This window comes from Bradyrhizobium sp. C9, assembly GCF_002532045.1.
Classification (GTDB): domain Bacteria; phylum Pseudomonadota; class Alphaproteobacteria; order Rhizobiales; family Xanthobacteraceae; genus Bradyrhizobium.
In genome coordinates, this window is the sequence record NZ_NWTG01000003.1 from 499,682 (window position 1) to 525,448 (window position 25,767).

27 protein-coding genes are annotated in these 25,767 nt (G+C 64.9%); 15 read left to right on the plus strand and 12 right to left on the minus strand.

Annotation, left to right across the window (positions count from 1 at the left end):
• Positions 1-134 precede the first annotated feature (134 nt).
• The 4 genes from CO675_RS10020 to CO675_RS10035 all read left to right on the plus strand — a co-directional run bounded on the left by CO675_RS10020 (position 135) and on the right by CO675_RS10035 (position 4,238).
• Positions 135-890: a COG4705 family protein gene (locus CO675_RS10020; protein ID WP_502693372.1), complete on the plus strand. Its 756-nt coding sequence runs from the start codon at positions 135-137 to the stop codon at positions 888-890.
• Between the two features lie 56 nt (positions 891-946).
• Positions 947-1,345 (plus strand): hypothetical protein, encoded by a 399-nt coding sequence (locus CO675_RS10025; protein WP_097671733.1) that lies wholly within the window; start codon positions 947-949, stop codon positions 1,343-1,345.
• Positions 1,346-1,416: 71 nt separating this feature from the next.
• The gene (locus tag CO675_RS10030) at positions 1,417-2,187 is read left to right on the plus strand and encodes a COG4705 family protein (RefSeq protein ID WP_097671734.1); all 771 of its coding nucleotides are present in this window, start codon (positions 1,417-1,419) and stop codon (positions 2,185-2,187) included.
• 383 nt (positions 2,188-2,570) lie between these two features.
• Positions 2,571-4,238: a hypothetical protein gene (locus tag CO675_RS10035; RefSeq protein ID WP_097671735.1), complete on the plus strand. Its 1,668-nt coding sequence runs from the start codon at positions 2,571-2,573 to the stop codon at positions 4,236-4,238.
• A 27-nt stretch (positions 4,239-4,265) separates the two neighbouring features.
• On the opposite strand, the gene CO675_RS10040 is transcribed toward CO675_RS10035, so the two are convergent.
• Positions 4,266-5,243, minus strand: a complete 978-nt coding sequence (locus CO675_RS10040) for a zinc-dependent alcohol dehydrogenase family protein (protein WP_097671736.1) — start codon at positions 5,241-5,243, stop codon at positions 4,266-4,268.
• 125 nt (positions 5,244-5,368) lie between these two features.
• Between CO675_RS10040 and CO675_RS10045 the strand changes: the two genes are divergently transcribed.
• Both CO675_RS10045 and CO675_RS10050 read left to right on the plus strand, forming a co-directional pair.
• A complete protein-coding gene (locus CO675_RS10045) occupies positions 5,369-5,944 on the plus strand; it encodes a TetR/AcrR family transcriptional regulator (RefSeq protein ID WP_097671737.1) in 576 nt (191 codons plus the stop codon).
• Positions 5,945-6,075: 131 nt separating this feature from the next.
• Positions 6,076-6,432: a hypothetical protein gene (locus tag CO675_RS10050; RefSeq protein WP_502693370.1), complete on the plus strand. Its 357-nt coding sequence runs from the start codon at positions 6,076-6,078 to the stop codon at positions 6,430-6,432.
• A gap of 35 nt (positions 6,433-6,467) precedes the next feature.
• Here the strand turns inward: CO675_RS10050 and CO675_RS10055 are convergent, their stop codons facing one another.
• From CO675_RS10055 to CO675_RS10075, 5 genes are all read right to left on the minus strand, one after another.
• A complete protein-coding gene (locus tag CO675_RS10055) occupies positions 6,468-8,543 on the minus strand; it encodes an FAD-binding oxidoreductase (RefSeq protein ID WP_097671738.1) in 2,076 nt (691 codons plus the stop codon).
• Positions 8,544-8,604: 61 nt separating this feature from the next.
• Positions 8,605-9,222 carry a glutathione S-transferase family protein gene (locus tag CO675_RS10060; RefSeq protein WP_097671739.1) on the minus strand — a complete coding sequence of 206 codons (618 nt, stop codon included), beginning with the start codon at positions 9,220-9,222 and terminating at the stop codon, positions 8,605-8,607.
• A gap of 174 nt (positions 9,223-9,396) precedes the next feature.
• Positions 9,397-9,810, minus strand: coding sequence for a Rieske (2Fe-2S) protein (locus CO675_RS10065; protein WP_097671740.1), 414 nt, complete (start codon positions 9,808-9,810; stop codon positions 9,397-9,399).
• Between the two features lie 7 nt (positions 9,811-9,817).
• Entirely contained in the window at positions 9,818-10,930 is a 1,113-nt protein-coding gene (locus tag CO675_RS10070; protein ID WP_097671741.1) for an amidohydrolase family protein, read from the minus strand.
• A 12-nt stretch (positions 10,931-10,942) separates the two neighbouring features.
• On the minus strand, positions 10,943-12,004 hold the full coding sequence (locus CO675_RS10075) for an amidohydrolase family protein (protein ID WP_097671742.1): 1,062 nt from the start codon (positions 12,002-12,004) through the stop codon (positions 10,943-10,945).
• A gap of 264 nt (positions 12,005-12,268) precedes the next feature.
• Between CO675_RS10075 and CO675_RS10080 the strand changes: the two genes are divergently transcribed.
• Complete coding sequence (locus CO675_RS10080; protein WP_245452697.1) at positions 12,269-12,760, plus strand: hypothetical protein; 492 nt, start codon at positions 12,269-12,271, stop codon at positions 12,758-12,760.
• 7 nt (positions 12,761-12,767) lie between these two features.
• On the opposite strand, the gene CO675_RS10085 is transcribed toward CO675_RS10080, so the two are convergent.
• Positions 12,768-13,478, minus strand: a complete 711-nt coding sequence (locus CO675_RS10085; protein WP_097671744.1) for a DJ-1/PfpI family protein — start codon at positions 13,476-13,478, stop codon at positions 12,768-12,770.
• A 75-nt stretch (positions 13,479-13,553) separates the two neighbouring features.
• On the opposite strand from CO675_RS10085, the gene CO675_RS10090 reads away from it, so the two are divergent.
• The gene (locus CO675_RS10090) at positions 13,554-14,549 is read left to right on the plus strand and encodes a GlxA family transcriptional regulator (protein ID WP_097671745.1); all 996 of its coding nucleotides are present in this window, start codon (positions 13,554-13,556) and stop codon (positions 14,547-14,549) included.
• A gap of 236 nt (positions 14,550-14,785) precedes the next feature.
• Here CO675_RS10090 and CO675_RS10095 read toward each other — a convergent pair whose 3' ends face one another.
• Entirely contained in the window at positions 14,786-15,334 is a 549-nt protein-coding gene (locus CO675_RS10095; RefSeq protein ID WP_097671746.1) for a carboxymuconolactone decarboxylase family protein, read from the minus strand.
• A gap of 251 nt (positions 15,335-15,585) precedes the next feature.
• Here CO675_RS10095 and CO675_RS10100 point away from each other — a divergent pair, with 251 nt between their 5' ends.
• Complete coding sequence (locus tag CO675_RS10100) at positions 15,586-16,530, plus strand: hypothetical protein (protein ID WP_097671747.1); 945 nt, start codon at positions 15,586-15,588, stop codon at positions 16,528-16,530.
• Positions 16,531-16,561: 31 nt separating this feature from the next.
• On the opposite strand, the gene CO675_RS10105 is transcribed toward CO675_RS10100, so the two are convergent.
• Positions 16,562-17,476: a LysR family transcriptional regulator gene (locus tag CO675_RS10105; RefSeq protein WP_502693373.1), complete on the minus strand. Its 915-nt coding sequence runs from the start codon at positions 17,474-17,476 to the stop codon at positions 16,562-16,564.
• A 116-nt stretch (positions 17,477-17,592) separates the two neighbouring features.
• Between CO675_RS10105 and CO675_RS10110 the strand changes: the two genes are divergently transcribed.
• The 3 genes from CO675_RS10110 (at position 17,593) to rnk (ending at position 19,402) form a co-directional block, all read left to right on the plus strand.
• Positions 17,593-18,159 (plus strand): chromate transporter, encoded by a 567-nt coding sequence (locus CO675_RS10110; RefSeq protein WP_097671749.1) that lies wholly within the window; start codon positions 17,593-17,595, stop codon positions 18,157-18,159.
• On the plus strand, positions 18,156-18,686 hold the full coding sequence (locus CO675_RS10115) for a chromate transporter (RefSeq protein ID WP_097671750.1): 531 nt from the start codon (positions 18,156-18,158) through the stop codon (positions 18,684-18,686). The genes CO675_RS10110 and CO675_RS10115 overlap by 4 nt, the downstream gene beginning before the upstream one ends.
• Before the next feature lie 296 nt (positions 18,687-18,982).
• Complete coding sequence (rnk, locus tag CO675_RS10120; RefSeq protein WP_349644019.1) at positions 18,983-19,402, plus strand: nucleoside diphosphate kinase regulator; 420 nt, start codon at positions 18,983-18,985, stop codon at positions 19,400-19,402.
• 5 nt (positions 19,403-19,407) lie between these two features.
• Here the strand turns inward: rnk and CO675_RS10125 are convergent, their stop codons facing one another.
• From CO675_RS10125 to CO675_RS10135, 3 genes are all read right to left on the minus strand, one after another.
• On the minus strand, positions 19,408-19,602 hold the full coding sequence (locus CO675_RS10125) for a hypothetical protein (RefSeq protein ID WP_097671751.1): 195 nt from the start codon (positions 19,600-19,602) through the stop codon (positions 19,408-19,410).
• Between the two features lie 142 nt (positions 19,603-19,744).
• Positions 19,745-20,809: a ketopantoate reductase family protein gene (locus tag CO675_RS10130; protein WP_097671752.1), complete on the minus strand. Its 1,065-nt coding sequence runs from the start codon at positions 20,807-20,809 to the stop codon at positions 19,745-19,747.
• Between the two features lie 124 nt (positions 20,810-20,933).
• On the minus strand, positions 20,934-21,743 hold the full coding sequence (locus tag CO675_RS10135) for a LytTR family DNA-binding domain-containing protein (protein WP_158231208.1): 810 nt from the start codon (positions 21,741-21,743) through the stop codon (positions 20,934-20,936).
• 94 nt (positions 21,744-21,837) lie between these two features.
• Between CO675_RS10135 and CO675_RS10140 the strand changes: the two genes are divergently transcribed.
• The 3 genes from CO675_RS10140 to CO675_RS10150 all read left to right on the plus strand — a co-directional run bounded on the left by CO675_RS10140 (position 21,838) and on the right by CO675_RS10150 (position 25,756).
• Positions 21,838-22,890 carry an alpha/beta hydrolase family protein gene (locus tag CO675_RS10140; protein ID WP_245452698.1) on the plus strand — a complete coding sequence of 351 codons (1,053 nt, stop codon included), beginning with the start codon at positions 21,838-21,840 and terminating at the stop codon, positions 22,888-22,890.
• 179 nt (positions 22,891-23,069) lie between these two features.
• Entirely contained in the window at positions 23,070-24,293 is a 1,224-nt protein-coding gene (locus tag CO675_RS10145) for a TetR/AcrR family transcriptional regulator (RefSeq protein WP_158231209.1), read from the plus strand.
• Positions 24,294-24,517: 224 nt separating this feature from the next.
• Entirely contained in the window at positions 24,518-25,756 is a 1,239-nt protein-coding gene (locus CO675_RS10150; protein WP_097671756.1) for a branched-chain amino acid ABC transporter substrate-binding protein, read from the plus strand.
• Positions 25,757-25,767 lie beyond the last annotated feature (11 nt).

Consider the following 25,767-nt stretch of genomic DNA (forward strand, 5'->3'; position numbering starts at 1 on the left):
AATGAAGGCCGCTCCGCCCACCTAAGCCGGGGCTAAGTCTCGCCGTGCACGCTCGCTTTCGAACCCGGCGGAACCGCCGCCCTGGCAAATCGGAGCTTCACACCGTGCCGGATATCAGACCCATCGGCCGCAGCATGCTGAACAAGGTCCCCGAAGTCACCCTCGTCTTCTGGCTGATCAAGATCATGTCGACCACGGTCGGCGAGACCGGCGCGGATTACCTCGCCGTCCATGTCGGCCTTGGCACCAGCGTGACCGGGCTGCTGATGATGACGCTGCTTGCCGCAGTGCTGGCCATCCAGCTGCGCACGGACCGCTACGTGCCATGGGTCTACTGGCTGACGGTCGTGCTGGTCAGCATCGTCGGGACCCAGATCACCGATGCGCTGACCGACAAGCTCGAGATCAGCCTTTACGTCAGCACGGCCGTCTTCGCGATCGCTCTGGCCGCGACCTTCGCGATCTGGTTCGCGGTCGAGCGGACGCTGTCGATCCACAGCATCGTGACCACGCGGCGCGAATTGTTCTACTGGGCCGCGATCCTCTTCACATTCGCGCTCGGCACGGCTGCGGGCGATCTGGCGACCGAAGCACTCGGCCTTGGCTTCAACGTCGGGGTGGTCGCGTTCGCAGCACTGATCGCCGCGATCGCGGCGGCCTACGCACTCGGCGCCAATGCGGTGCTGACCTTCTGGCTCGCCTACATCCTGACGCGGCCGCTCGGCGCATCGTTCGGCGACCTGCTGTCGCAAGCCCGCGAGTATGGCGGGCTTGGCTTCGGCACGATCTACACCAGCCTCGCGTTCCTGACCGTGATCGTCGCGCTGGTCGCCTGGCTGTCGTTCGAAGGCGACGCGGGCAGCAAGCCCGAAGCGTCGCCCGGCGCGTGAATTCAACTGCGTCCCGACGGACACCAATCGAAGCAACCCCACACAGGAGAACCACGATGAACAAGACGACACTCAGCTTGGCGGCGGCGATTGCTGCGCTCGCAGTGATCCAGCCGCTCCCCGATGCCAACGCAGGCCTCAGGCTGCTGCCGCACACGCAGACGGCCGCCTCCAGGCTCGGCGACCTGGCGCCATTCCGCAGCATCGCCGCCGATGTCGCGGCACTGGTCGACAAGGGTGACCTCGTCGGCGCCAAGGCGCGGATCAAGGATCTCGAGACAAAATGGGACGAAGCGGAAGCCGGATTGAAGCCGCGCGCCGCTGCGGACTGGCACACGGTCGACAAGGCGATCGATCGCGCGCTCGAGGCGGTGCGCGAGAGCAATCCGGATGCCGCCAAATGCAAGAAGGCGCTCGCCGAGCTGCTGTCGATCATGGACTCGATGAAGGCCTGATCCATCCATCATTTCGACCAACGCCGGCGGCATCGTCCGCCGGCGACCCGGCCTCCCGGAGTGAAGAACCCATGGAATTATCATTGTGCGACACCGCCGCGGACGAGCGCGCGGGAAAAGTCCCCGCCGTCACGCTCGGCTTCTGGGTCATCAAGATTCTCGCCACGACGCTCGGCGAGACCGGCGGCGACGCCGTCACGATGTCGATGAATCTCGGCTATCTCGTCGGCACCGCGATCTTCGCGGTGATCTTCGCTGCCGCCGTCGCAGCGCAGATGGCGGCGAAGCGCTTTCACCCGGCTCTCTACTGGACGGTGATCATCGCGACGACGACCGTCGGCACGACCTTTGCCGATTTCGTCGACCGATCGCTCGGAATCGGATATCTCGGTGGCTCATCGCTGCTCGCCGGCCTGCTCGTGGTGTCCCTTGCCGCATGGCATCGCACCATGGGCACGGTCTCGATCGCGTCGATCGACAACAAGGCGGCCGAAACCTTTTACTGGATCACGATCCTGTTCTCGCAGACGCTGGGCACCGCGCTCGGTGACTGGATGGCCGATTCCACCGGTCTCGGCTATGGCGGCGGCGCTATCGTGTTCGCCGCCGGCATCGCCATCGTTGCCGCCGCCTATCTCTGGACGCGGGTGTCGCACACGGTGCTGTTCTGGATCGCCTTCGTCCTGACCAGACCGCTCGGCGCCACCGTCGGCGATTTCCTCGACAAGCCGCTCGATCACGGCGGCCTTGCGCTCAGCCGCTACACGGCATCGATCGTCCTCACCGTCGCGATCGCGGCGCTGGTCTTCATCCTGCCGCAGCGAGCAGGTGAGCACGCTTGAACGTCAAGCCTCTGCCTGCACCGGACATCGTTCTCCGAGTGCGGGCAGCTTGGCGCATCGCGATCATCGTCTCGCGATCGATCCGTTCGCGGTCGATGATCCGCCGCGAACTGAATGAACGGAGACCTTCTGTGTGACGTGGTTACGAAGCGAGGTCTAGGACGTTTTGCCGCAGTTGGCTCGGCCGGCGGGTGTGACGCCCGTCATAGATGACGCGCGCGAATTCTGCGATCCTGATCTGGATACTGTCTGCTTTTTTGATGCGCTGCTCTCGGCCCAATGACGCTGGTTCAGCACCAGCACCCTTCGCGAGCACAAGATTGATTGCCTTGCACCTTGGACATTAGCCGGCTTCGACCGGCGCACCACGAGGACGCAACCCCATGGCCAATACCGCACCGGTCGTCACGATTGGCAACCACAGCCTGTTATACAATCAGTGGCAGAAGATACAGCCTTGGCTGACTTATTTCGACGCCGATGGCAATCCCGCGCAGAGCTTTCAGTTCTTTGACAGTGGCACGTCCGCGACCAGCGGCTATTTCTGGACTCCCAGCAATAGCCATTGGGATGCCAACACGGTCATCGATGTTGCAGCGTCCGACCTCTCCGATGTGTGGGTGCGTGCCGGTTCGGTCGGCGGCTCCGAGACGCTCTGGGCACGTGCCTTCGACGGGACGGACTGGAGCGCCTGGACCTCGTTCACCTTCACGACGATTCCAAACACGCCGCCCGTCGCGACGATCAACGACCAGCAGCTGCACACCAACACATGGGCACAGGTGACGAACTGGCTGAACTACTCCGACGCCAACGGCGATGCCGCGACCAAGTATCAGTTCTGGGACAGCGGAACGTCGGACACCAGCGCCTATTTCTGGACGCCGACCAATACGCACTGGGCGGCCAACACGGTCATCGACGTTTCGGCCGCCGATCTCGCCAATGTCTGGATCAAGGGCGGCTCGACGACCGGCTCCGAGACCATGTGGGTCAGGGCGTTCGACGGAACGGACTGGAGCAACTGGGATACCTTCACGTTGACGTCGACGAACACGGCCCCCGTCGTGACGAGCGGCGACCATTCCGTGCACATGGGCCAGTGGGTCACGGTCGGCAACTGGTTGACGACGTCGGATGCCGAGGGCGATACGATCACCAAGTATCAGTTCTGGGACGGCGGTACAGGCGCGACCAGCGCCTATTTCTGGACACCGACCAATGCGCACTGGGCGGCCAGCACGGTGATCGACGTTTCGGCGTCCGACCTGGACAGCCTCTGGCTTCAGGGCGGCTCGACGACCGGCTCCGAGACCATGTATGTGCGGGCCTTCGACGGCACCGCGTGGGGCAATTGGGACCCCTTTACCGTGACGTCCACCAACACGGCCCCGACGGTTACGATCAGCGATCATTCGCTGAACGCCGCGCAGTGGGCGCAGCTCATCAACTGGACGACGGCATCCGACGCCGACGGCGATGCGATCACCAAATACCAGTTCTGGGACGGCGGCAGTGCCGCCAACAGCGCCTATTTCTGGACGCCCGCCAATTCACACTGGGCAGCCAGCACCCCCATCGACGTTGCAGCGTCCGATCTGGCCAATATCTGGGTGCAAGGCGGCACCGCCGGCGGCTCCGAAACCATGTATGTGCGGGCCTTCGACGGGACCGCCTGGAGCAATTGGGACAGCTTTACCCTGACGTCGCTGCCGAACCACGCGCCGGTCGCTTCGATCAGCGATCAGACCTTGCACGTCAACGAGTGGAGCCAGGTCAGCAATTTGTTGTCCTATTCCGACGTCGACGGAAATCCCGCGACCGAGTATCAGTTCTGGGATGCCGGCACCGGCGCCAACAGCGGCTATTTCTGGACCTCCGGGAATTCGCACTGGCCCGCCGCCACAGTCGTCGACGTCAGCGCCGCTGCTGTCGATGACGTCTGGGTCCGCGGCGGCGCCGTTACCGGAACAGAGCCGATGTATGTGCGCGCATTCGACGGCATCGACTGGGGCGCGTGGCACGCATTCGTGCTCACGACCATCGTCTAGCTGCCTGCGGCTTCGCTCGATCACGCGCTAGTTCGGCGCGAAGATGACCTTGCCCTTGAATGCTGCCGCCTGCGCGATGGCCTCCGGGAATCCCTCGAGGCCGTAGGTCCCGACAACCGGCGCGCTGATCAGGCCGGACGCGACCATCGGCACCAGATGGCCGTACATCTTGGCCAGCGTATCGTCGGTTGCGGTCTTGCCCCAATGGCCGAGCCAGAAGCCGCGCACCGACACTTCATTAAAGATCACGCTCAAGGCCGAGCCGGAGAACGGCTGTCCGCTCATCGCACTGTAGATGACCAGTACACCCTTCGGCGCGAGACAGTTCATCAGGTTGAGCGCCGACGTCCCGCCGACGACGTCGAGCGCCAGCAGGATCGGCGCCCCGCCAGTCTCCCTGGCGACACGCTTGGCGAGGTCCGGTCCGTCGACCAGCACGATATCGCCGCCGGCCGACTTGACCTCGTCCACGACCTCCTCGCGCCGGACGACGTTGACGGTCTTCAGCCCCAGCGATTTGGCGACTGCGATTACCGCGCGCGCGGTCGCCGAATTGGCGCCGTTCTGGATCACCCAGCCGCCGGGCGGGATCTTCACGAAATCGGTCAGCAGCAAATAGGCGGTCGCCGGATTGACCCCGATCATCGACAGTTGCTGAACATCCGCCTGCTCCGGCAACGGCCGCTGCCAGGACGCCGTAAACTTGACGCGTTCGGTCCAGGTCGGCACCGTGAACGGGATCAGCGTGCGGTCGCCGACCTTGAGGTTCTTGACCTGCGATCCCGCGGCAACCACCCGCCCGACGCCCTCGATCCCGAGCGTCGCCGGCGGCGTCGGCAGGTAGCCGTAGCGCCCTGCGATGATCATGAAGTCCGAGTTGTTGATGGGCGCGGCCTCCACCGCGACCACGACCTCGTTGGGACCAGGGCTGCCGACGTCGGCCACCTCATTGAGCTTGACCACGTCCTGGGCACGTCCGAACGCAACGACCTGAACAGCCTTCATGGAACTATCTCCCGATTTCGTTGTGTACTAGTAAGTACAGAATAAGGATGACGTCAATGGTCCGAATTGTCTTCACGGCAAGGTGAAGGCTTCACATCCGACGCGAGAGTACATAAAACAGGGATATGGCAAGGCCGCGCAGCTTCGATCCGGACGACGTCCTGGAAATCGCCCGTCAGGTATTCTGGCAGAAGGGATTTCAGGCGACCTCGCTCGACGAGATCACGGCGGCGAGCGGCGTCGCCAAGCCCAGCCTCTATGCGGCGTTCGGCGACAAGAACGCGCTGTTCCTGAAAGTGCTGGACCGCTATCACGACGGCATCCTCGGCTGGGCCGAGCGCACCCTTGCGCAGCCAGTGCCGGCCCGTGAGGCAATCAGGCAATGGCTCACCGGCTTCATCCCGTATTGCTCGGGTGAGAAGGGACAGCGCGGCTGCCTGTCGATCAATTCCGCGACCGACGGCTCGCTCGACCAGGCCGAGCTCCGCAGGAGCATCGAGCGCTACAACCGGCGGCTCGAAGAGCTGTTGCGAACGCGGCTGCGCGCCGACCGCGCCGAGTTCAGGAAGGGCTTCGACCCCGACGTTACCGCGCACACCATCATGGTCGTGCATGCCGGCCTGCTGGCCCTCGCGCACCAAAGGCCGGATTCGAAGCGGGTCAAGGCCGTGATCGACCAGGTGATGAGCCTGCTCGCCTGAGTTTGGCCTCCCGATCGGGCTTCGCGCCCTCTCACGAATGTGATTATATGATTTCTATCATTCTATTGATCTAAGGAACTCGGTGACCACCTCCGGATTGGCCTACATGGGCGCCCGGAACTGGGAACCAGATGAACACATCGTTTTGGCGCGCGACGCTCACTGCACTTACCGCCCTGCTGTCGATGCCCGCGATCGGCCCGGCCCAGGCCCATGATCACGATCATCCCGAGTTAAACGGCTGGTATGAGAGTCTGCATAGCGGCAAAGGGCCCTGCTGCGACGGCACTGACGCGACGCGTGTCGACGACGCCGATTGGGACACCAAGGACGGCCACTACCGTGTGCGCCTGGGGGGTGAATGGGTCGACGTTCCCGATGAGGCCGTCGTTCCCGGGCCGAACCGCGCCGGCCACACCATGGTCTGGCCGTATTACCTGAATGGCCATCCGCGGCCACGCTGCTTCATGCCGGGCAGCATGGGCTGAGCGGCGAAAGTGCTGCGCCGGCTGAATGCAGCAGATCAGAGATCGAGCTGGATCCGATTCTCGCTATCGTCCCCCGGCTGCGCCGGGACCGCGCAACAGATCAGCACCTCGTCATCGGCAATCTCGGCGGTCGGCTGCTTCACATAGGTGACAGCGCCTGCCTGCAGTTTCGTCCGACAGCTTCCGCAATTGCCTTCGCGGCAACTGAATGCGGGACTGAGGCCGCGTGCCTCCGCCAGTTCCAGCAGCGTACCCAGCTCCGGTGTCCAGCGCGCCTCCTTCATCGATGCGGTGAAGGCGACCGGGACCGGCGTGGTCGCGGCCGGCCGGCGCGGCGGCGCCGTCGTCACCACATCCGGCTTCCGCAGCAGCGAGGACAGGCCGAACGCCTCGGCATGGATCCTGCCGTCGGCGACGTTGTAGCCGCGCAGGGCATCATAGAGCGACTGGGTGAATTGCGGCGGCCCGCACAGATAGAAGTCGTAATCGTTGAATGGCAGCACGCGCGACAGCAGCGCCATGTCTATCCGCCCCGCGGCGTCGTAGTCGGTACCCTGCTCGGCGCCATCGACATCTCCGAGCACGCGGACGATGCGCACGGCGCCGCCGGCCTTGTCGGCAAGTTGCCGCAATTCACCATCGAATGCGCGGTCCTGTTTCGTATGCGCGGCCTGGAACAGGAAGGTCGGCCGGATGCCGCGGGTGCGCAGACCCTCATAGACCACGTGGCGCAGCATCGCGAGCATCGGCGTGATGCCGACGCCGCCGGCCAGCAGCACCGCGGGGCGCTTCTCGCGTGCGTCGATCGTGAAGCCGCCGCTCGGCGCGCGTGCCTCGATGATGTCGCCGACATGAATCGTGTCGTGGAGATGCTGCGACACCAGGCCGTCGCGCTTCACGCTGATGCGGTACATGCCGTCCGACGGTGCGACCGACAGCGTGTAGGTGCGGATAACGGGCTTGTCCGCCCCCGGAAGCGACAGGCGGATCGGCAGATGCTGTCCGGCCTGATGCGGAAGCAGCCCCGCGCCATCGTCCGGCTGCAGATGAAACGAGCGGATCGAACGGCTCTCGTCGACGATCTTGCTGACCTTGAACGGACGCCAGTGCGTCGCGCGCTCGGCTGCGCGAAGCCGGTCGGCGGCCTGCGCCCAGTCGCCGGTCATCAAGGCATTCGGCGACCAGCCTTCGGCCCGGAACGCCCAGCGCAGCGGCAGCGCGCCGCGCCGGCGCACCATGCGGCGGACGCGGAAGCTCCAGAGCCGCTCGGCGCCCTGGAACGCTGCGATCTCCGGCGAGTCCAGGATCACCTCGGCATCGCCGGTCAGCTGCAACATGTCGCCGGTTTCGAAATCGACGAACAGCAGCCCGGCCTTGCCGTTGACGAGGATGTTGCCGAGCGTGTTGAAGAACAGATTGCCGGCGAAATCGGGGATCGTCAGCGTGCCGTCGGCGGCGACGCGAACGAAGCCGGCCCTGCCGCCGCGATGCGAAACGTCGACCTGGCGGCGATCCTCCCGCTCGGCATAGGACGCCACGAAGAACGTATCCGCCGCCCCGATCGCGTCGCGCGCGGCCTGATCGAGCGTCGTGCCCTGCTCGACATCTCCGGTATAAGCCGCGTCCGGCTCGCGCACAAACGCGAAGTCGCGCAATTGGATATACTGAGGACAATTGCCAAAGCTCTGATCGAGCTCGAAGCTGAGCGCCTTGCCTGACGACGCACGGAGCAGCCCGTTGGCGCGGTTGCGACGCCGGGTGTGCAATTCTATGCCCAACAGTCCAATCGCGTCGCCCTCGCGCATGCCCTCGCTTGCGGGATCGCTGGGGTCGGGCCGCGCATCAATCTCGAGGCTGCGCGGCGTCGGCGAAGAGATAAAGCCGGGCCGGCCGGCCAGCAACGAGGCCCACACGTCGCCGCTGCGGTCCACGCTGCCGACCACGATGAAGGGAATTTGCGCGAAGAAATCGCGATGCTGGTCGGGCATGAAGTCCCGCACCGCGCGCTGGCCGACGGCCGCCATCTTCTCGGCGACGCCGACCTCCTGCTGGATCGCCATCTCGCCGGCATGCCAGGTCGCGAGCTTGCTCTTGGTTCGCCTGTCGCTCATCGCATCGCCTTCCCTTGCGGGGTTGGACGGGCGCGCCCTTTGGGCACGCCCGGTCGACCTGTCACGCAGCGGCCGCCAGACCGGCGCGCGTCTTCGCAAAAGGCACGAAGCCCGGCAGCGCCTCGATCCGGCGCAGGAACGCGTTGACGCGCGGATAGGCGGAGAGATCGACGTTGCCTTCGGGCGCGCTCGACAGATAACTGTAGAGCGCGACATCGGCGATGGTCGGCTGTGCGCCGACCAGAAAGTCGCGATCGGCAAGATGGGCATCGAGCCGCTTCAGCAGCACATGCGCGCGCGCGATCACGTCGTCCGGATTGAACTTCGCGCCGAACACCGTGATCAGCCGCGCAGCGGCGGGCCCGAATGCGAGATCGCCGGCGGCAACCGACAGCCAGCGCTGCACCGTCGCGGCACCCTTCGCATCCTGCGGCAGCCAGTCGGTGCGGCCGAGCTTGGTCGCGAGATAGACCAGGATTGCGTTGGAGTCGCAAACGATGGTGCCGTCATCATCGAGCACCGGCACCTGGCCGAACGGATTGAGCGAGAGGAATTCCGGCGTCTTGTGCGCGCCGGACCTGAGGTCGACGTCGACCACCTCGTGCGGAATGCCCAGCAGGGACATGAACAGGCGGGCGCGGTGTGCGTGGCCGGAGAGAGCGAAGTGATAGAGCTTCATGGTGCCGTTCCTGATGTCGTGGTCGGGGTGATCCCGACCGCGACCTCAACGTGGCCCATTGCATTGGATATTATAATTATCGCCGGTGGAACTTCATTATTGCATATATTGCAATAACACTATGTACCGTCATGGCGGGGCTTATTCGGCACGATGGGTTTTACGACGCAGCCCTTACACCTCGACGATCACGTAGTTGTCCTCGATGTGCACCGGGAACGTCTCGGCGACGTACGGCCCCTTCTGCAACTCGGCACCGCTCTCGACCGCGACCGGATAGGAGCGGATCCTGAACCGCTTGGGGTCGAACCAGGACTGGCCGTTGCGCATGTCGAACTCCCAGCCGTGCCACGGACAGCGCAGCATCTCACCGACACGGTCGCGCTGATAGACGCCGGGCTCCGGCGAGGTCAGGCGCGCGACGCAGGCCGCCTTCTCCAGCGGCGCGCCCTCATGTGGACAGCGATTGAGCAGCGCGAAGAACGCGCCATTGACGTGGAACACCACGATGTCGCGGCCCTCGAGGCCAAACACCTTGTTGCCGCCGGCAGGAATCTCACTGGTGCGCGCGACGATGTGACGGGCCATCTTTGTCCTAGAACTTGTAGACCGCGCGGGCGTTGGCATTGAAGATCTTGCGCCGCTCGGCCTCCGTCAGCGGCGTCTTGAAGGCATAGCGGGCGTCATCATAGTCCCAGTGCGGATAATCCGACGAGAACAGCAGCCGGTCGATGCCGACCCATTCGATCAGCTGACGCAGGTGCCTCGCTTCATCCGGCTCATCGATCGGCTGGGTCGTGAACCAGAAATGCTGCTTCACATATTCGCTCGGCTTGCGCTTCAGATGCGGCACCTCGCTGCGGAAGCGCTCAAAGTGCTGGTCCATCCGCCACATCGTCGCGGGGATCCAGCCGAAGCCGCCCTCGATGAACACGATCTTCAGTTTCGGGAAGCGCTCGGGCACGCCCTCCAGCACGAGGCTCGTGAGGTTCGAGGCGACCGTGTGCGCGTTCGACTGATGCTCCTCGCAATAATAGGACGGCCAGCCGCCGCCGGTCGGCGCATGCCCGCCATAGCCGCCGACATGGATACCGAGCGGCAGATCAAGCTCTTGCGCACGCTCGTAGATCGGCCAGTAGCGGCGGCGGCCGAGCGGCTCGTTGGCGCGCGGCGAGACGTTGATCTGGATGTACTCTCCGGTCTTGGCGCAACGGTCGATCTCGGCGAGGCCGAGGTCGGAGCCGTCCTGCCCGACCAGGATCGAGGCCTTCAGCCTGGGATCGCGATGCGCCCAGAACGCGAGCTGCCAGTCGTTGATGGCGCGCTGGATCGCGGCGCCGAATTCCAGGTTCTGCTGCGAAAAGATGAAGAGGTCGAGCACCTGCAGAATGCCGAACTCGACATCGAACGGATCGAGATGCTGCTTGCGCATGAAATCGAGGTCGGAGCCGGGCACGCCGCCAGTCGGCGGCCACGCATCGCGCCGCGCGATCAGCGGCGAGGAGCGCGGATACGGCGTGGTGCCGATATAGGGCGTGCGCAGATGGCTGCCGTATTCTTTCAGATGCTGCTGCCAGCGCTTCGGCAGGAACTCGTTGAGGTCGCTGTGTGCATGAATGCTCGGATGGATGTCGCAATCGATGATCTTCAGCCGCGTCGCCGCGGTGGTTTCCTGGTCGAGCATCGGGCGGTCGATGACGTCACTCATGCGATCCTCCTCCTAATTCAGCTTGAGACGCGGAAAGGTTTCCAACGGATTATCCTCGCACATCCGCTTGACGAGGCTATCAGGCAGATGCGGCGGGACCGGATCGTCGCCGTCGAACTGCCAGTGCGGATAGTCGGACGCGAACAGGAACATCTTGTCAGAGCCGATCTGGTCGATGATGTCTGCGACGCCGGTTGCATCCATCGGCGCATCGAACGGCTGCATGGTGACGCGGAAATGATCGCGGATGATCGCGGCCGGCTCGCGCTCCACCCACGGCACCTCGACGCGCACGCCGCGCCAGGTCTTGTTGGCGCGCCACATGAAGGCCGGCAGCCAGCTGACGCCCGACTCCATCAGCACGACCGTCAAGCCCGGATACTTCCCGAACACGCCCTCATAGATCAGGCTCAACGTCTGCGCCTGGAACGCCTGCGCTTCGGCGAGATAATATTCGTAGCGATAGGACGGCCAGCCGATCGAGCTCGGCGCGCCGCGGTAGGCGCTGCCGGCGTGGATCGCGATCGGCAGTCTGTGTTTCTCCGCGGCCTGATAGATCGGCCAGTAGTGCCGCCGCCCGAGCAGCATCTCGCCCTGCGAGGGCACCAGCACCGAGACGAAGCGGTTATCGCCGGCGCGGCGCTCGATCTCCTCGACCGCAAGATCCGGCGCCTGGATCGGCACCACGATCGAGGCGCGCAGCCGCGTGTCCCTGGCAAGCCACTCGGCCGCGATCCAGTCGTTGATCGCCTTGCAGAAGTCCGCCGCCATGTAGGGATCGAACACCGCCTGCGCGCCGTAGACAACATTGCAGATGGCGTGGCTGGCGCCGAGCTGGTCGAACGCGCCGCGCTGCACCATGGCGAGATCGCTGCCGGGCTTGCGGCCGTCGGCCGGCCGCCAGTCGGCGCGGCCGGACAGCGGCATCGACGGCGGATAGGAATTGAGGTCGAGCCCGTCGATGGCGCGGCTGACCACCTGTTCCTTCCAGTGATCGCTGAGATAAGGCAGCAGCGTGGTGCGCGTTCCCCCCACCGCGGGATGGATGTCGCAATCGATGCGCGTGGCCGCCATGATGCTCCCTAGATGTTCCGTTCCTCGGACTAGACTTCTTGTCGTGGTTATTGGCGGCATCGCTGCCGCGGAGCGGACTGTGACGCCGACGGCGCGATCGTGCAAGCGGGTCCACGCGGGGCCGCCCTGCCCTGTGCGCGCAGCGCCCTCACGTGAAGTTGCAGAATGGCATGTGAACGGCATCACCCTTGGGCACCGTCAGACATGCTAGCGATTCCGCGCCGCGGAAAAGCGCAGAGACAGGAGACGGAAATGAGGCTTGGAATGAGACTTGGAACGAGGCTTGGCCGATTGGCGATCCTCGCATGTTCATTGTCGCTGGCCTCGTCCACCGCGTGGGCCGCGCCCGCGACCACGTCCGGCTCGGTCGCGCTGGCGCTCGCGGGCGTGGTGGCGCCCTATTCGTCGCTGCCGGCCAGGGAGAAGAAGGCGGTCGCCGCGTTCTTTGGCGGCGACAGCAATGTCCGCATCACCAGGAAGATCACCGTCACCGCCGACAAGGTCGTCTGCCGTGCCAGCAATGTCGACATCACCTCGCGCTCCTGCGCGCTGACCTTCGGCAGCAGGACCCACACCGTGAAGGGCCGCGAAGCCAACGCGATCTACGCGACCGTGGCACTGGCCGGCGTTCCCGGCGACGGAGCCGCCGGGACGATCTACGAAGCGCTGTCGAAATTGTCCTGCACGCTCGATCCCGCCGTGATCAAGGACAAGGCCGGCGGCGGCGCCGACTGCAGTTTCGAGCCGGGGAATTAGTCAGGGCTCAAGCCCCCACCACGACGCCCAGCTTGGCCGCCACGCGACGTGCGGTTTCCTCCCGCTGTGCCGTGATCGCGCGTACGGCCTCGCGCGACTGCTGCAGGATCTCGGGTGGCGCGGTCTCCGGGGTGCCGCTGTCGAACGGCGGCTCCGGCGCATACACCATATAGAGCTGGATCGCGCGCGCGGCATCGTCGCCGCGCAATTCGGCCGCGAGCCGCAATGCGCCATCGATGCCTGCCGTGACTCCAGCGGTAAAGACGAAGCTTCCGTCCACCACGACGCGCTCGTTCACCGGCGTCGCACCGAAAAACGGCAGCAGATGAAACGACGCCCAATGCGTCGTCGCCCTGCGCCCCTTCAGAAGGCCGGCCGCTCCGCAGATCAGCGCGCCGGTGCAAACCGAGAAGATGCGGCATGCCCCCGCCGCCTGCCGGCTGATCCAGCCGAGCACTTCCGCGTCATCCATCAAGGCTTGCTGACCGAAGCCGCCCGGCACATGCAGCACATCGAGCGGCGGCGCCTCAGTCAGCGTCGCATCCGGCGTCAGCCGCAATCCCTTGATGTCGCGGACCGGCTCGGCGGTCTTGCCGTAGATGCGATAGGTCGAATTCGGAATCCGCGACAGCACCTCGAACGGCCCGGTCAAATCGATTTGATCGACGCCTTCGAACAGCAGTGATCCGATCCGCAAGTGGACATCGTGAGCAATCATCGAACTTCCCTCAAACTTCGCGTGAACTTTCCTTGCACTATGGACAAAGCGAATCTAGCGCGGCACGCTTCAGCGATGACGCCAACCAGCCCACGTTTCTCGCCAAACGGCCGCCGCCTGATCGAAGTGCTGGCTTATCCGGCGGTGCAGTTGCTCGATGTCACCGGGCCATTGCAGGTGTTCGCATCCGCCAACGCGCTGGCGGCCAGGGCAGGCAATGCCGAGCCATACGAAGTCCGCGTCGTCGCCAAGGACGGCCCGACGATCGAAGCATCGGCCGGCGTCGGTCTCGCCGTGCACCCGCTGCCGGCCATCAGCACCGCGGTCGACACGCTGGTGATTCCGGGCGGCGACGGCGTCAACGCAGCGGCAGCCGATCGCGCTTTGGTGGATTGGGTACGCGGACGCGCCGGGCAAGCGCGCCGCACCGCATCGGTCTGCACCGGCGCGTTCCTGCTCGCCGCATCTGGCGTTCTCGACGGTCGTCGTGCCGCGACGCATTGGCAATTCTGTTCGGAACTCGCCGAGCGCTTTCCCGATGTTCGTGTCGAGTCCGATCCGATCTTCGTGCGCGACGGATCGTTCTGGACGTCGGCCGGCGTCACCTCCGGCATCGATCTCGCGCTGGCATTGTTGGAAGAAGACCTCGGCCGCGCGGCGGCGCTTGCCGTCGCCCGCTATCTCGTGGTGTTCTTCAAACGGCCGGGCGGACAGGCGCAGTTCAGCGAAATCCTGTCGCTGCAAACGACGGACGACAGGTTCGGCGCGCTGCATGACTGGATCAGCGGCCATCTCGCCGACGACCTCTCGCTTTCGACGCTGGCGAAACAGGCCGGCATGAGCGAGCGCAGCTTCAGCCGGCATTACGCCGATGCCACCGGGCTGACGCCGGCGCGCGCGATCGAGCGATTGCGGGTCGAGGGCGCCCGGCACCTGCTCTCGGAGACGCGCCTGCCGGTCAAGCGAATCTCGCAGCGCTGCGGCTTCGGATCCGAGGAGACCATGCGCCGCAGCTTCCTGCGCGTGCTGTCGACCACACCGCAGGATTACCGCGCCAGGTTTGCGCGTTAAAGTGTGATGAGATCGGGTCGAAGGCGACTGCGACGGTTGCTGCACTCCCTCGCCCCGTTCTTACGGGGAGAGGGTTGGGGTGAGGGGCTGTCTCCGCATATACCGCAATAGCTGCGTTTGCGGAGGCTCCCCCTCACCCGGATTGCATCTGACGATGCAATCCGACCTCTCCCCGCACGCGGGGCGAGGTGAAGTGGAGCGCCTCGTTCGTGATCAACCGGCCGGCTGAGACCGGGTCAGCCCTTCCAGGCATGCGGCTGCAATCCCGCCTCGAGCGGTGGATTGGTCACGCTGCCCGTGTAGTTCGTGATGGTCGATGCCGCCACGATGGTGATTACTTCAAGCACGAGGTCCTTGTAGAACCCGGCTGCCAGGAAGCGTTCGATCTCCTCTTCGTCGAGCCGCCCGCGCTTTTCGATCAGCGACCTCGCCAGCGTCGAGAGTGCGCCGAGGGTCTTGTCGGCAGGCAAGCGGCCGGCCCGCATCGCGTCGACGTCTTCAGGATCGAGGCCGGCCTGGAGGCCGAGCGCGGAATGCAATGCGACCGCCCAGGTGCAGCCGTTGGTCACCGCATCGGTGAGCAGCACGGTCTGGATTTGCTGCTCGGTGAAGCTGCCGCCGTGAACCTTATCGAAGATGCCGATGAAGCTCTGGATCAGCACCGGTGACGTCGCCATCGTCGCCGCGAGGTTCGGGACCATGCCAAACCGCGCCTCGACGTCACGCAAGGCGGGCTTCGAGGCTTCCGGCGCGGAGTCGAGCGTATGGACAGGAAAACGTGCCATTGAACTGCCTTTCACTGTGGTGATTGAACCCGAGGCCGCCGGATGCAACGGAACTGTTGCGATCGACGCGTCGGCATCAGAGTTCGATGGGGCTATCTAGCCGCGCGCTGACGCGCGCGTTCGCCAAATTCCCCACATTCCACGCCATCCCTTTCGGCCGGCTCGCTCCACGAGCCGCACGGATGCGCACAAACGCGGACAAGTCGACACAGCCCCATCGGTGGTGTGCCTAAGCTTGCAGGGATTGACCGTTGCCGCAGATCGGCTTGTCGCCGACGTTCTGCGCGCTCACCTCATCAATTCCGACTGACGACATGAACCTCACAAAAGAACCCCGCCTCTCGCGCCTGCAGCCCTTGACCTGGTCCACCTGGCTCGCCTGGGTGTTCGTCTCAGCCCTGATCCCCGTGCTCACCGTGCTATCGGCAACGGCCATCGGCAAACAAGTCGCGCGAACCGCCGAACACCGCGGGCTCATCATGTATGGCCTGCTCGTCGCTGTCGTGCTCGCCACGCTGGCCCCACCGCTGACGCAAGGGATCGTGCTCAAGCGCATCCTGCCACGGCTGAGCATCGCGGTCTGGTTCCTGGGCGCGCTGCTGTCGTCTGCGTTGTGGCTTGTCACGGCGCTGCACGTCACTGGCCGAGGGCCGCTCGCGATCAGCTTCGAGTCCGAGTTCCGGCTGCAAAAGGCTGCACTGGCCGAGCGCGTCCACGGCACGCTGACCGCGTCAGGTATTCTCGATTTGCCGTGGGGACCGTTCCTGGTCTGGACGATCGTGATCGGTGCGCTGACGTCGTTGATTCCTGCCTGCGTGCTCGGCAGGGCATCCGGACGGCGAGGCTCAACGTTGACATTTCTCAGCGCGTCGGTCGCCGGCAGCGTCGTCTCGGCAATCGTGGCGCAGCTCTATCACATGACGATCGACCCTTTATGCCTGGATCGATGGGCCCTCAATGGTCAACCGTGGTCCCGTCGCCTTCAGATGCTGGCGAGCCATTTCAGCGCCGGCGCGATCTGGGGCGCAATTACTGCGAATTTCGTGGTGCTGATGACGCGAGGTCTGGCGGATACGGTCGCGCCGCGAGACCATGTCCTCGCGCTTCATCGCGCCGGTGGCATCGCCGTGGCACTGATCGCACCCTTGCCGCTTGCGTTGCTGGCGCCGCTCGCAACCTGCCTTCTGAGACCGTGAGCTCCTGCTGCCGTCGCTTTCGCGTTCTACGCTACGCCCCAGCACGGTCCTTCACCCGCCGCGTCACGATCCCGATCAGGCGGCCGAGCGTGCCGCCGGCGGGACCCTTCTTGCGGGCCAATGCGAGCGGCGCGACGAGGCCCGTGGCGCGGTCGAGGCGGAGATAGGACACGCCTGCGGTCTCCAGCCGCGCCATCGATTCCGGCACGATCGAAATCCCGAGCCCGGCCGCGACGAGGCTCAGCGTTGACACCATCCGTGTCGCCTCCTGCGCCACTTTCGGGCTGAAGCCCGCCGCGCGGCAGGCGGCGATGATGCTGTCGTAGAGGCCGGGCCCGGTCGGACGGCGGTAGAGGATCAGCGGCTCGTCGGCGAGCGAGGCCAGCGAGATCCGTCGCCGCGGGTCCTTGCGGGCGCGCGGATGATGGTCGGGCAGCGCCACAAGCATCTCCTCGTCGAGCAGATGCGTGATCGTGAGATTCTCCAGCCGCTCGCTCGGCGAGCGCACGAAAGCGGCATCGAGCCGGTCGGCCTCGACGGCTTCGATCAGCTCGCCGGTCGAGGCCTCCTCGAGCGAGAGCGTGATCGCCGGCGCGCGCTCGCGCATTTCGCGCATCACACCGGTGACGAAGGGATGGAACGCGGCCGACGAGGTGAAGCCGATCGCGAGCTGCCCCTCCTGGCCGCGGCTCGCGCGGCGCGCGGCTTCCACGGCGAGCTCGGTATCGCGCAGGATCGCGCGCGCCTTGCTGACGAAGGCACGCCCGGCGGCGGTCAGCTCGACCCCGCGCGGCTGCCGGCGGAACAGCGGCGCGCCGATCGCGGTTTCCAGTGCGCGGATCTGCTGGCTCAGCGGCGGCTGCTGGATGCCGAGCCGCGCGGCGGCGCGGGTGATATGGCCCTCCTCGGCGACCGCAACGGCGTAGCGGAGATGGCGCAGCTCGATCATCAGGGCGATCCATATGCAATAGGTATGCAAATTCCCGTATCCATATATTGGATATTTGGCACGCGGCCAACTAGACTCAGCTCGACAACGAACGAACCGGAGCCGCCCCGCCGATGGACGCCGTACCCGCCGCACAGACCGCCAAGCATGACGCACCTGATGTCGGCGAGTTGTTCACGGGCTTCTTCATTCTCGGACTGACCGGTTTCGGTGGTGTGCTGCCGCTGGCGCGCCACATGATGGTGGAGAAGCGCCGCTGGCTGACCGGCGCCGAGTTCACCGACCTGCTCGGGCTCTGCCAGTTCCTGCCCGGCGGCAACATCATCAACATGTCGGTGGCGGTGGGCTTGAAGTTTCGCGGCATTCCCGGCGCATTCGCTTCGATCCTCGGCCTGATCGCGGTGCCGACCGCGGTCGTGATCGGCCTCGGCGTGATCTATGGCCGCTTCGCCGACGACCCGGTGGTGCGTCATCTGTTCGGCGGCCTCGCCGCCGCGGCAGCCGGGCTGCTGATCTCGACCGCGATCAAGATCGCCTGGCCGTTGCGGCGCGATGTGCTCGGCCTCGTCATCGGCGCGCTTTGCGTACTCGCGATCGCGGTGTTCAGATTGCCGCTGCTGCCGACCTTGTTGACGCTCGCGCCGCTCAGCATATTCCTCCGGTCGAGGCAGGCGTCATGACCGCAACCCTCGTTACGCTCGCCCTGATCTTCGCCGAGCTGTCGCTGCTCGCCTTCGGCGGCGGCAACACCATCCTGCCGGAGATGCAGCGCCAGGTGGTCGACATCCATCACTGGATGACGGCGCAGGAATTCGGCGCGCTGTTCGCGCTGGCGCAAGCCGCACCGGGACCGAACATGATGGTAGTCCCGCTGGTCGGCTGGCATGTCGCCGGCTTCTCCGGCGTAGTGGTGACCTCGCTCGCCAAGTTCGGGCCGTCATCGCTCGTCACCGGCTTCGCGCTGCGGCTCTGGGAGCGCTTCAAGGACCGGCCGTGGCGCCGCACGGTGCAGGCCGGGCTGGTTCCGGTGACCGCCGGCCTCGTCACCGCCAGCGCCATCGTCATCACTCATTCGTCGACCTCGAGCTGGGGCACCATCCTGATCGCGGCCATGGTCGCGATCGCGACCACCACGACCCGGATCCATCCGCTGCTCGCGCTTGCCGCCGGCGCGGTGCTCGGCCTCACCGGCATCGGCCAGCCCTGACGGCTGTTACGGCCCGCGGCGCGTGCGCGCTTTCGCCGCAATGGATGCAACGTCATGAGCGGCTATGTTGATGGAGCCATGATCGACATGTTGAGCATCGACACCCGCATTGCGCGCCTTGGTTTGCGCGCCGGACGTCTGCACGCAGGCACTTAGCCGGCCGGCGATCGCGCGCCGTCCGGATTCTCGTCGTCGTCAATTCATAACACCATCAAATCATTCGGCCTGTCGCGTCGCGCGAGACATCTGCGCGCCGGCGGCGCCGCACCTGCGATCAACCGCAAAGATCATCCGCCATGACCCGAACCATTCAGAACGACTTCAACGCTCCCGCATTGCCGCCGATCGTCATCACCGCGAGCGAGGCGCATCGCCTCAGCGCACTGGCCGATTCCAGCATGGCGGTGTTTCCCCGCGTGGCCCAGTTCCTCGCGCGCGAGACCGACCGCGCCCGGGTTGTCGCCGACGATTCCGAGCTGCCCGACGTGGTCCGCATGGGCTCGCGCGTGCGCTACCGCGACGACGAGACCGGCGACGTCAGGGAAGTCGTGTTGGTGTACCCGCACGAAGCCGACATCGCGCTGCGACGGATCTCGGTGCTAACGCCGGTCGGCGCCGCGCTGATCGGGCTTTCAGTCGGGCAGACGATCGATTTCCAGACGCCGAGCCATCGGACGCGCGCGGTGACGATTTTGGCGGTGAAGCAACAGAGCTAGCCGGCCTACGCCGCCAAATGGCACTGCCCCATCTCGAGGCCGTGGCAGCGGCCGCGCGCGATGCCTTCGGCAATCGCCTTCACGACGATCTCGGCATCATCGGGCGACAGATGGTCGAGCGGCTGCCAGGCGCGCATGATGTCGCGCGCGCGATCAAGGTCGCCGTAGATTGCAAGAAGAGGAAGCGTTTTGATCGACATGTGCGTGGCTCCCAACCGCAACTGTGCGAGCCTAGCCCAGCTGGAGCGGTCGAGCCATGCGTTCGGCAGCCGCGATTGCATACTTTGCTGATCGCCGATGCATGGCGAGGGCGCTTGCCGCCCCCGCCAACACGTCGTTGGGTTACTCGGCGCCGGAGCCGCCCTGCACGATCTTCTCGTTCAGCTTCTGGTCGACGGTCTCCACGGTGCGGTCGATCTCGGCGCTCGGCGTGCCGAGCTGGTGCGAGATCAGCTTCACCAAGAGGTCGACGCGCTCGATGAACGGCGCGCCGGCGGCGACCGCGCGTGCCGCAGACGACGGCTTGAGCAGGCTTTCCGCCGCCTTGGCGTATTTCGCGAACGGCACCTGATCGGCGGGATCGGCGCCGAGCTTGCGCGCAATGCCGTCGACATGGTCATAGATCGCCTGCGAGCGCGTCAGATCGCCGTGCACGGCATCGCGAATCGATTGCGGCTCAGTCGGCGTGATGCAGCGATAATTGCCGGTCAGCAGCATCGACCATTTCGCCAGCGGCACGAACAGCGAGTCGAATACTTTCAGCTTCACCGGAACGTCCTGGCCGTCGAGCGTCACCGCGTCGATGTCGGCTTCGAGCTCGCGCAGCACCTTGTTGTGCTTGTCGTCGGCGAAGACGGAAGCCTTGAAGTTGGTCGGCAGGCCGACATGCAGCACGTTGGCCTTCTCCTCTGGCGGACGGAACGCCTGCGGATCCGGCGAGCACAGCGTGACGAGCCCTGGCTCGAAGCGCTCCCAGACTTGGGCGTTGGTGTAGGCCTCCTCGAGGTCCATGCCGGCGAGCGCGGGGATCCGCTTCAGATACGGCAGCGGCGGCATGTTCATGATCGACAGGCAGGGTAGCTTGGCCGCCGCGATCTTGATCATCAGCACGCGAACCGTGTGGTTGGTGTATTGCGGCTCCTGCATCGCAAGGCCAACCATGTCGTAGCGCGACACGTCGACATCGGCGGGCGTGACGGCGTCGAGCTTGCCCGGCAGGTCGCGCGAGAAGATCGAGCGATGCTGCTTCTCGTCCCGCAGCTTGATGCGTACCTCGGTGCCGTCGCGGTTGATCAGGTCAGCGGTGTTCTTCCGGCACACCAGGGACACGTTGTGCCCCGCCATCAGAAGCTTGGTCCCCAGCAGGGAGCCGTAGGAAGCCCCAAGGATCAGAATGTTGCGCGCCATGTTTCCTCTCTCAAAGACAATCCCGGGCCTCTTACCGGCGGCCCGTGGTATACCAGATACTAGTCTTTACGATGTTCCGGCGATCCGGCCAAGCACCTTGGCACGATGATGCGACTTGGTCGGCTCAGGCGCCGATCTGCATCTTATCTTGTTGATTACGCAACAGTTTCTGTCCAGCGCGGCTCACCGGCAGCACCAGATTGTCGTCGAGCCTGACGCCGAGCCGGCCGGACTGACGCGTCAGTCCGCGGACGGCGGCGTGGGCGACCCAGTGCGACCGATGGATCCGCACCCCGGTCTCCGGTCCCAGGGCGGCGATGGCATCGGCCAGCTTGATCAGGATCAGGGCCTCGCCACGATCGGTGCGCACGCGGACATAATGGTCCTCCGCGCTCAGGGACAGGATGGCAGCGTGGCGGACCGCAAACGGCAATTTCGATCGGAACGAGCAAGCTGTGGCCGGCGGGGACGTCGGATGTGCCGGGGCGATGGCAGTATCTGCGGCTCCGGCGGGTACCCGCCGAACCGCCCAGACCAGCGGGCCGAGGAACAGGTTGATCGTCAGCACCTGCAGGGTGAGGTCGCGATAAGACACGTAGGGCAGCACCTGGGGCGCCAGCAGCCATAACAACAGGTGCACGATCCAGCCGCCGGCCGGCGCAACCGCTAACGCGACGCCGATCGCGGCCCAGAACGGCTCGGCGCCGGAGAACAGATAGCGCCGCACCAATGCCGTCACGCCAATGATCAGGGTGGTGATCAACAACGCGCCCGCAACGAAATGGACCAGCCGCGTCAGCAATCCCATCCCGACATAGGTGCCGAACGCGCCCACGATCGCGAGCCCGACACCGGTCACAACAGGCAGCACCAGCGCGGCGTGGCGCCGCGGCAAGGCCATCGAATCCTGGCGTAAAAGTTCGGTGATGGTCATTGGCGAATAAGGATTGCCGTTCGCGAAGTGGACGTGGACCCGGGACCGCCCCTTCCTATAGCAGCCGGACGGTCGATCATTCGAGGACGCGCTCATGAAATTTTCGTTGGTTCCGGCGGCTCGGCTCCGGCTGCTCTGGCCCTGTCTTGGCTTGCTGGCCCTCCCGGTCCTGATGCCGCTCTCTGCGGCCGAGGCCACCGAGGCGGGCTGGCGCCAGATCACGGTCCCGGTCTCCGCCACCAATCCGGCGGCCATCCCCGTGGCACTTTATTACCCGACGCAAACGCCGGCCCGCGCCATCCCGATGGGTGCGTTCACGGTCCGGGTCGCGACCGGGGCGCCGCCGGATCCGAAATTCAAGGGGTTGATCATCCTCAGCCACGGCACGGGCGGCTCCGAGATCGGGCATACCAGCCTCGCGGAGGCGCTGGCGCGGCACGGCTATCTGGTCGCGGCCTTGCGGCATCCCGGCGACAATTGGGAGGATCATTCGATCTGGCAGCAACCGCCTGGGACATTCTTCACCGAACGGCCGCGCCAGGCATCACGGGTGATCGATGCGCTGCTGGCCGACCCCGAATGGAAGGACAAGATCGCAGCCGATGCCCAGGGTCCGCGCATCGGGGCGGCCGGACACTCGGCCGGTGGCTACACCGTGATCGCGCTGGCCGGTGGCCAGGTCGACCTGTCGCGCATCGGCGAGCACTGCAAGACCGATAGCAAGGACGATCCCTTGTTCTGCAGCATGGGAGGCGGTTCCAAGTCACCGCCCGCCGTGACATTGCTGCCGACGGCGACCGATCCGCGGGTTCGCGCAGTGGTGGCGATGGCGCCGGCCGGCGTGGTCTTCACCGCCGCATCGCTCGCCGCGATCAAGATACCGACCGCGGTCTATGCAGCCGAACGCGACCGCTGGCTGGTGCCGCGCTTCCATGCCGAATGGGTCGCACAGAATGTGCCGCACGCCGAATTTCACATGATCCCCAACGCGTGGCACTTCGCCTTCATGGACCGCCCCAGCACACCGATCCTGACGCTGGATGGCGACGCCGCGGCAGATCCACCCGGCTTCGACCGCGAGGCGCTGCTCGCGCAGTTGCGCAACGATCTGCCCGCCTTCTTCGACAAGGCCTTTGCGCAGGAGTAGACGGCGAAGGGACTGTCCTCACGCAACGAGACGGGATCATGATGCGCCCGCGTCGTGATCTCATGCTCCGGATTGCGCGATAGGACGTTCGTCGAACCAAATCGGCGATTGAAAGTCCCATGCGGGGAGGATTATCTCCCGTCTGGATTGGCATCCGGCAACCGGAAAGGCATCGGAGCTTGCAAGTCGCTGCGCTGACAGATCGAGCTGAAGAGATTCTGGTCGCTGCATCCCGGCTGTTTGCCCGCCACTCCTATGCCAATGTCACGATGGAACAGGTTGCGGCGGCGGTGCAGGCCGTGCCGGGCGCGCTGTATCATCACTTCCGCGACAAGGAAGACCTGATCTTCCATTGCTATTTGCGCGGCCTCGCGATCTACAGGCGCGAGATGGAGGCGGCCGCCGAGCCCGGCATCGACGGGCTCGAGATCGTCAGGCGTTTTGTGCGCGGCAGGCTGCGGTCTGAAGCCCAGCGTATGATCCTGTTCACCGATATCGATGCGCTGGCTCGGCCCTACAGCAGCGAAGTCCATGCCAAGCGCTGGCAGAATGCCGCCTGGCTTGCGGACATTCTGGATCGGGGCGTGGCGGACGGCTCGATCGCCTGCGACCAACCGCTGCTCACCGCGGTGGCGCTGATCTCTATCCTGGACTGGGTGCCGTTCTGGCTGTCCGAACGCGACTACTACACGCGCCAGCAGGCGATCGATGCCATCGATGACATCATCACGCACGGCGTCTACCGGCGCGAGATCGCGGTGCCCGAGATGCCCGAACCGCTCAGCCTTGCGCCATTCCTGGAGTCGCGCGCGGCATTGAACAAGCGCGCCGCAAAGTTCGACAGGATGCTGTCGATTGCCTCCGACAGCTTCAACCGCAGGGGCGCGTCGGGCACGTCGCTCGAGAGCATCGCCGTGGATGCGGGCATGACCCGCGCCGGCATCTACTATCACTTCAGCGAAAAGGAGAGCCTGTTGCTGGCGTGCCTGCGACGCGGCCTCGCCGGCGAGGTCAGCATCCGCGAGCACCTGCAGGAGCACAGCCTTGGCGCATTCGATCACATCGTGCAGCGCATCCGCTTGCTGCTGATGCTGCACGACACGCCCTGCGGTCCGAAGGCGACCTACCACAACATCAACTATCTCAACGACGCCGACCGGAAGGCCTATGTCGGAGATGTGCTGGCGACGATCCGGCAGGACCAGGACAGCTATCAGCGCTGGATCGACGAGGGCCGCTTCCGCCGCATCGATACCTATTTCGCGGAGCGCATCCTGACCGGAATGGGCCACTGGTATCCGGTCTGGTTCAAGACCAGGCGCGACTGGTCTCCCGCCGAGATCGCCGATCATTTCGCGCGGTTGTTTCTCGCAGGTCTCAAGCCGCGCCGGCATCCGGCCTGAGCATCGGTTCCAAAATCCGGGGCGGGCGCAGGTCTCATCCGAAAGTTTACTGCTAATTCAAAACAGCGGCCAATTCCGAAGACATATAGCCTATAACATCATACTACCTCCCGGTAAAACTTGACGCCATATTCAAAGCGAAAGTTGCGAAGGCGCGGCAATTGAGGTTATGAGACGGCCTCGATCGCTGAAGATCAAGAAACACGAGCAAGGGAGAACGCGCGATGCATAGACTGATCGTTGCCGCTGCGGCAGCGCTGACGGTGTTGGGAGGCGCGGCGTCCGCGCAGGAAACCCTCAAGATCGGCTATATCGATCCGCTCTCCGGCGGCGGCGCCAGCGTTGGCGAGGGCGGCCTGAAGACGTTTCAGTATCTCGCCGACGAGCTGAACGCCAAGGGCGGCATCCTCGGCCACAAGGTCGAAATCGTTCCGCTCGACAACAAGACCAATCCGCAGGAAAGCCTGGTGCAGGCGCAGAAGGCGGTCGACGCCGGCATCCACTACATCACCCAGGGCAACGGCTCGTCGGTCGGTGCGGCGCTGGAAGATTTCGTCACCAAGAACAACTCGCGCAACCCCGGCAAGGAAGTGTTGTACTTCAACTACGCCGCGGTCGATCCGAGCATGACCAACGAGAAGTGCAGCTACTGGCATTTCCGCTGGGATGCGAACTCGGACATCAAGATGGCCGCGCTGACCAACTACATGAAGGGCCAGCCGTCGATCAAGAAGGTCTATCTGATCAACATGGACTACTCGTTCGGCCAGTCGGTGCGCTCAGAAGCGCGCAAGATGCTGGGCGAAAAGCGTCCGGATATCCAGATCGTCGGCGACGAGCTGCACCCGATGCTCAAGGTCACCGACTTCTCGCCCTACATCGCCAAGATCAAGGCGTCCGGCGCCGACACCGTCGTGACCGGCAATTGGGGACAGGACTTCGCGCTGCTGCTCAAGGCCGCGGCCGATGCCGGCCTCAAGGTCAACTGGTACACCTATTATGCCGGCGGCGCCGGTGGACCGACCGCGATCAAGCAGACCGGTCTCGAGAACCAGGTGTTCCAGATCAGCGAAGGCGTCCCGAACTCCGGCAACAAGGCGGCGATGGAATTCGAGAAGGACTTCCGCGCCAAGACCGGCATTTCCGTGTGGTATCCGCGCGCCGTCAACGAGATGCGGATGTTCAAGGCCGCCGCCGAGAAAGCCAATTCGATCGATCCGGTGAAAGTCGCGGCCGCGCTCGAGGGCATGAAGTTCGAAGTGTTCGACGGCGGTGAAGGCTTCATGCGCAAGGACGACCACCAGTTCTTCCAGCCGATCATCATCTCCTCGTTCGGCTCGCTCACCGACAAGGCCAAGGAGCCGTTCGACGAAGAGAACACCGGCTGGGGCTGGCACATCGTCTCCAAGATCGACACCGATCAGACCGTGCTTCCGACCACCTGCAACATGAAGCGGCCCTGATCGGCTCTTCG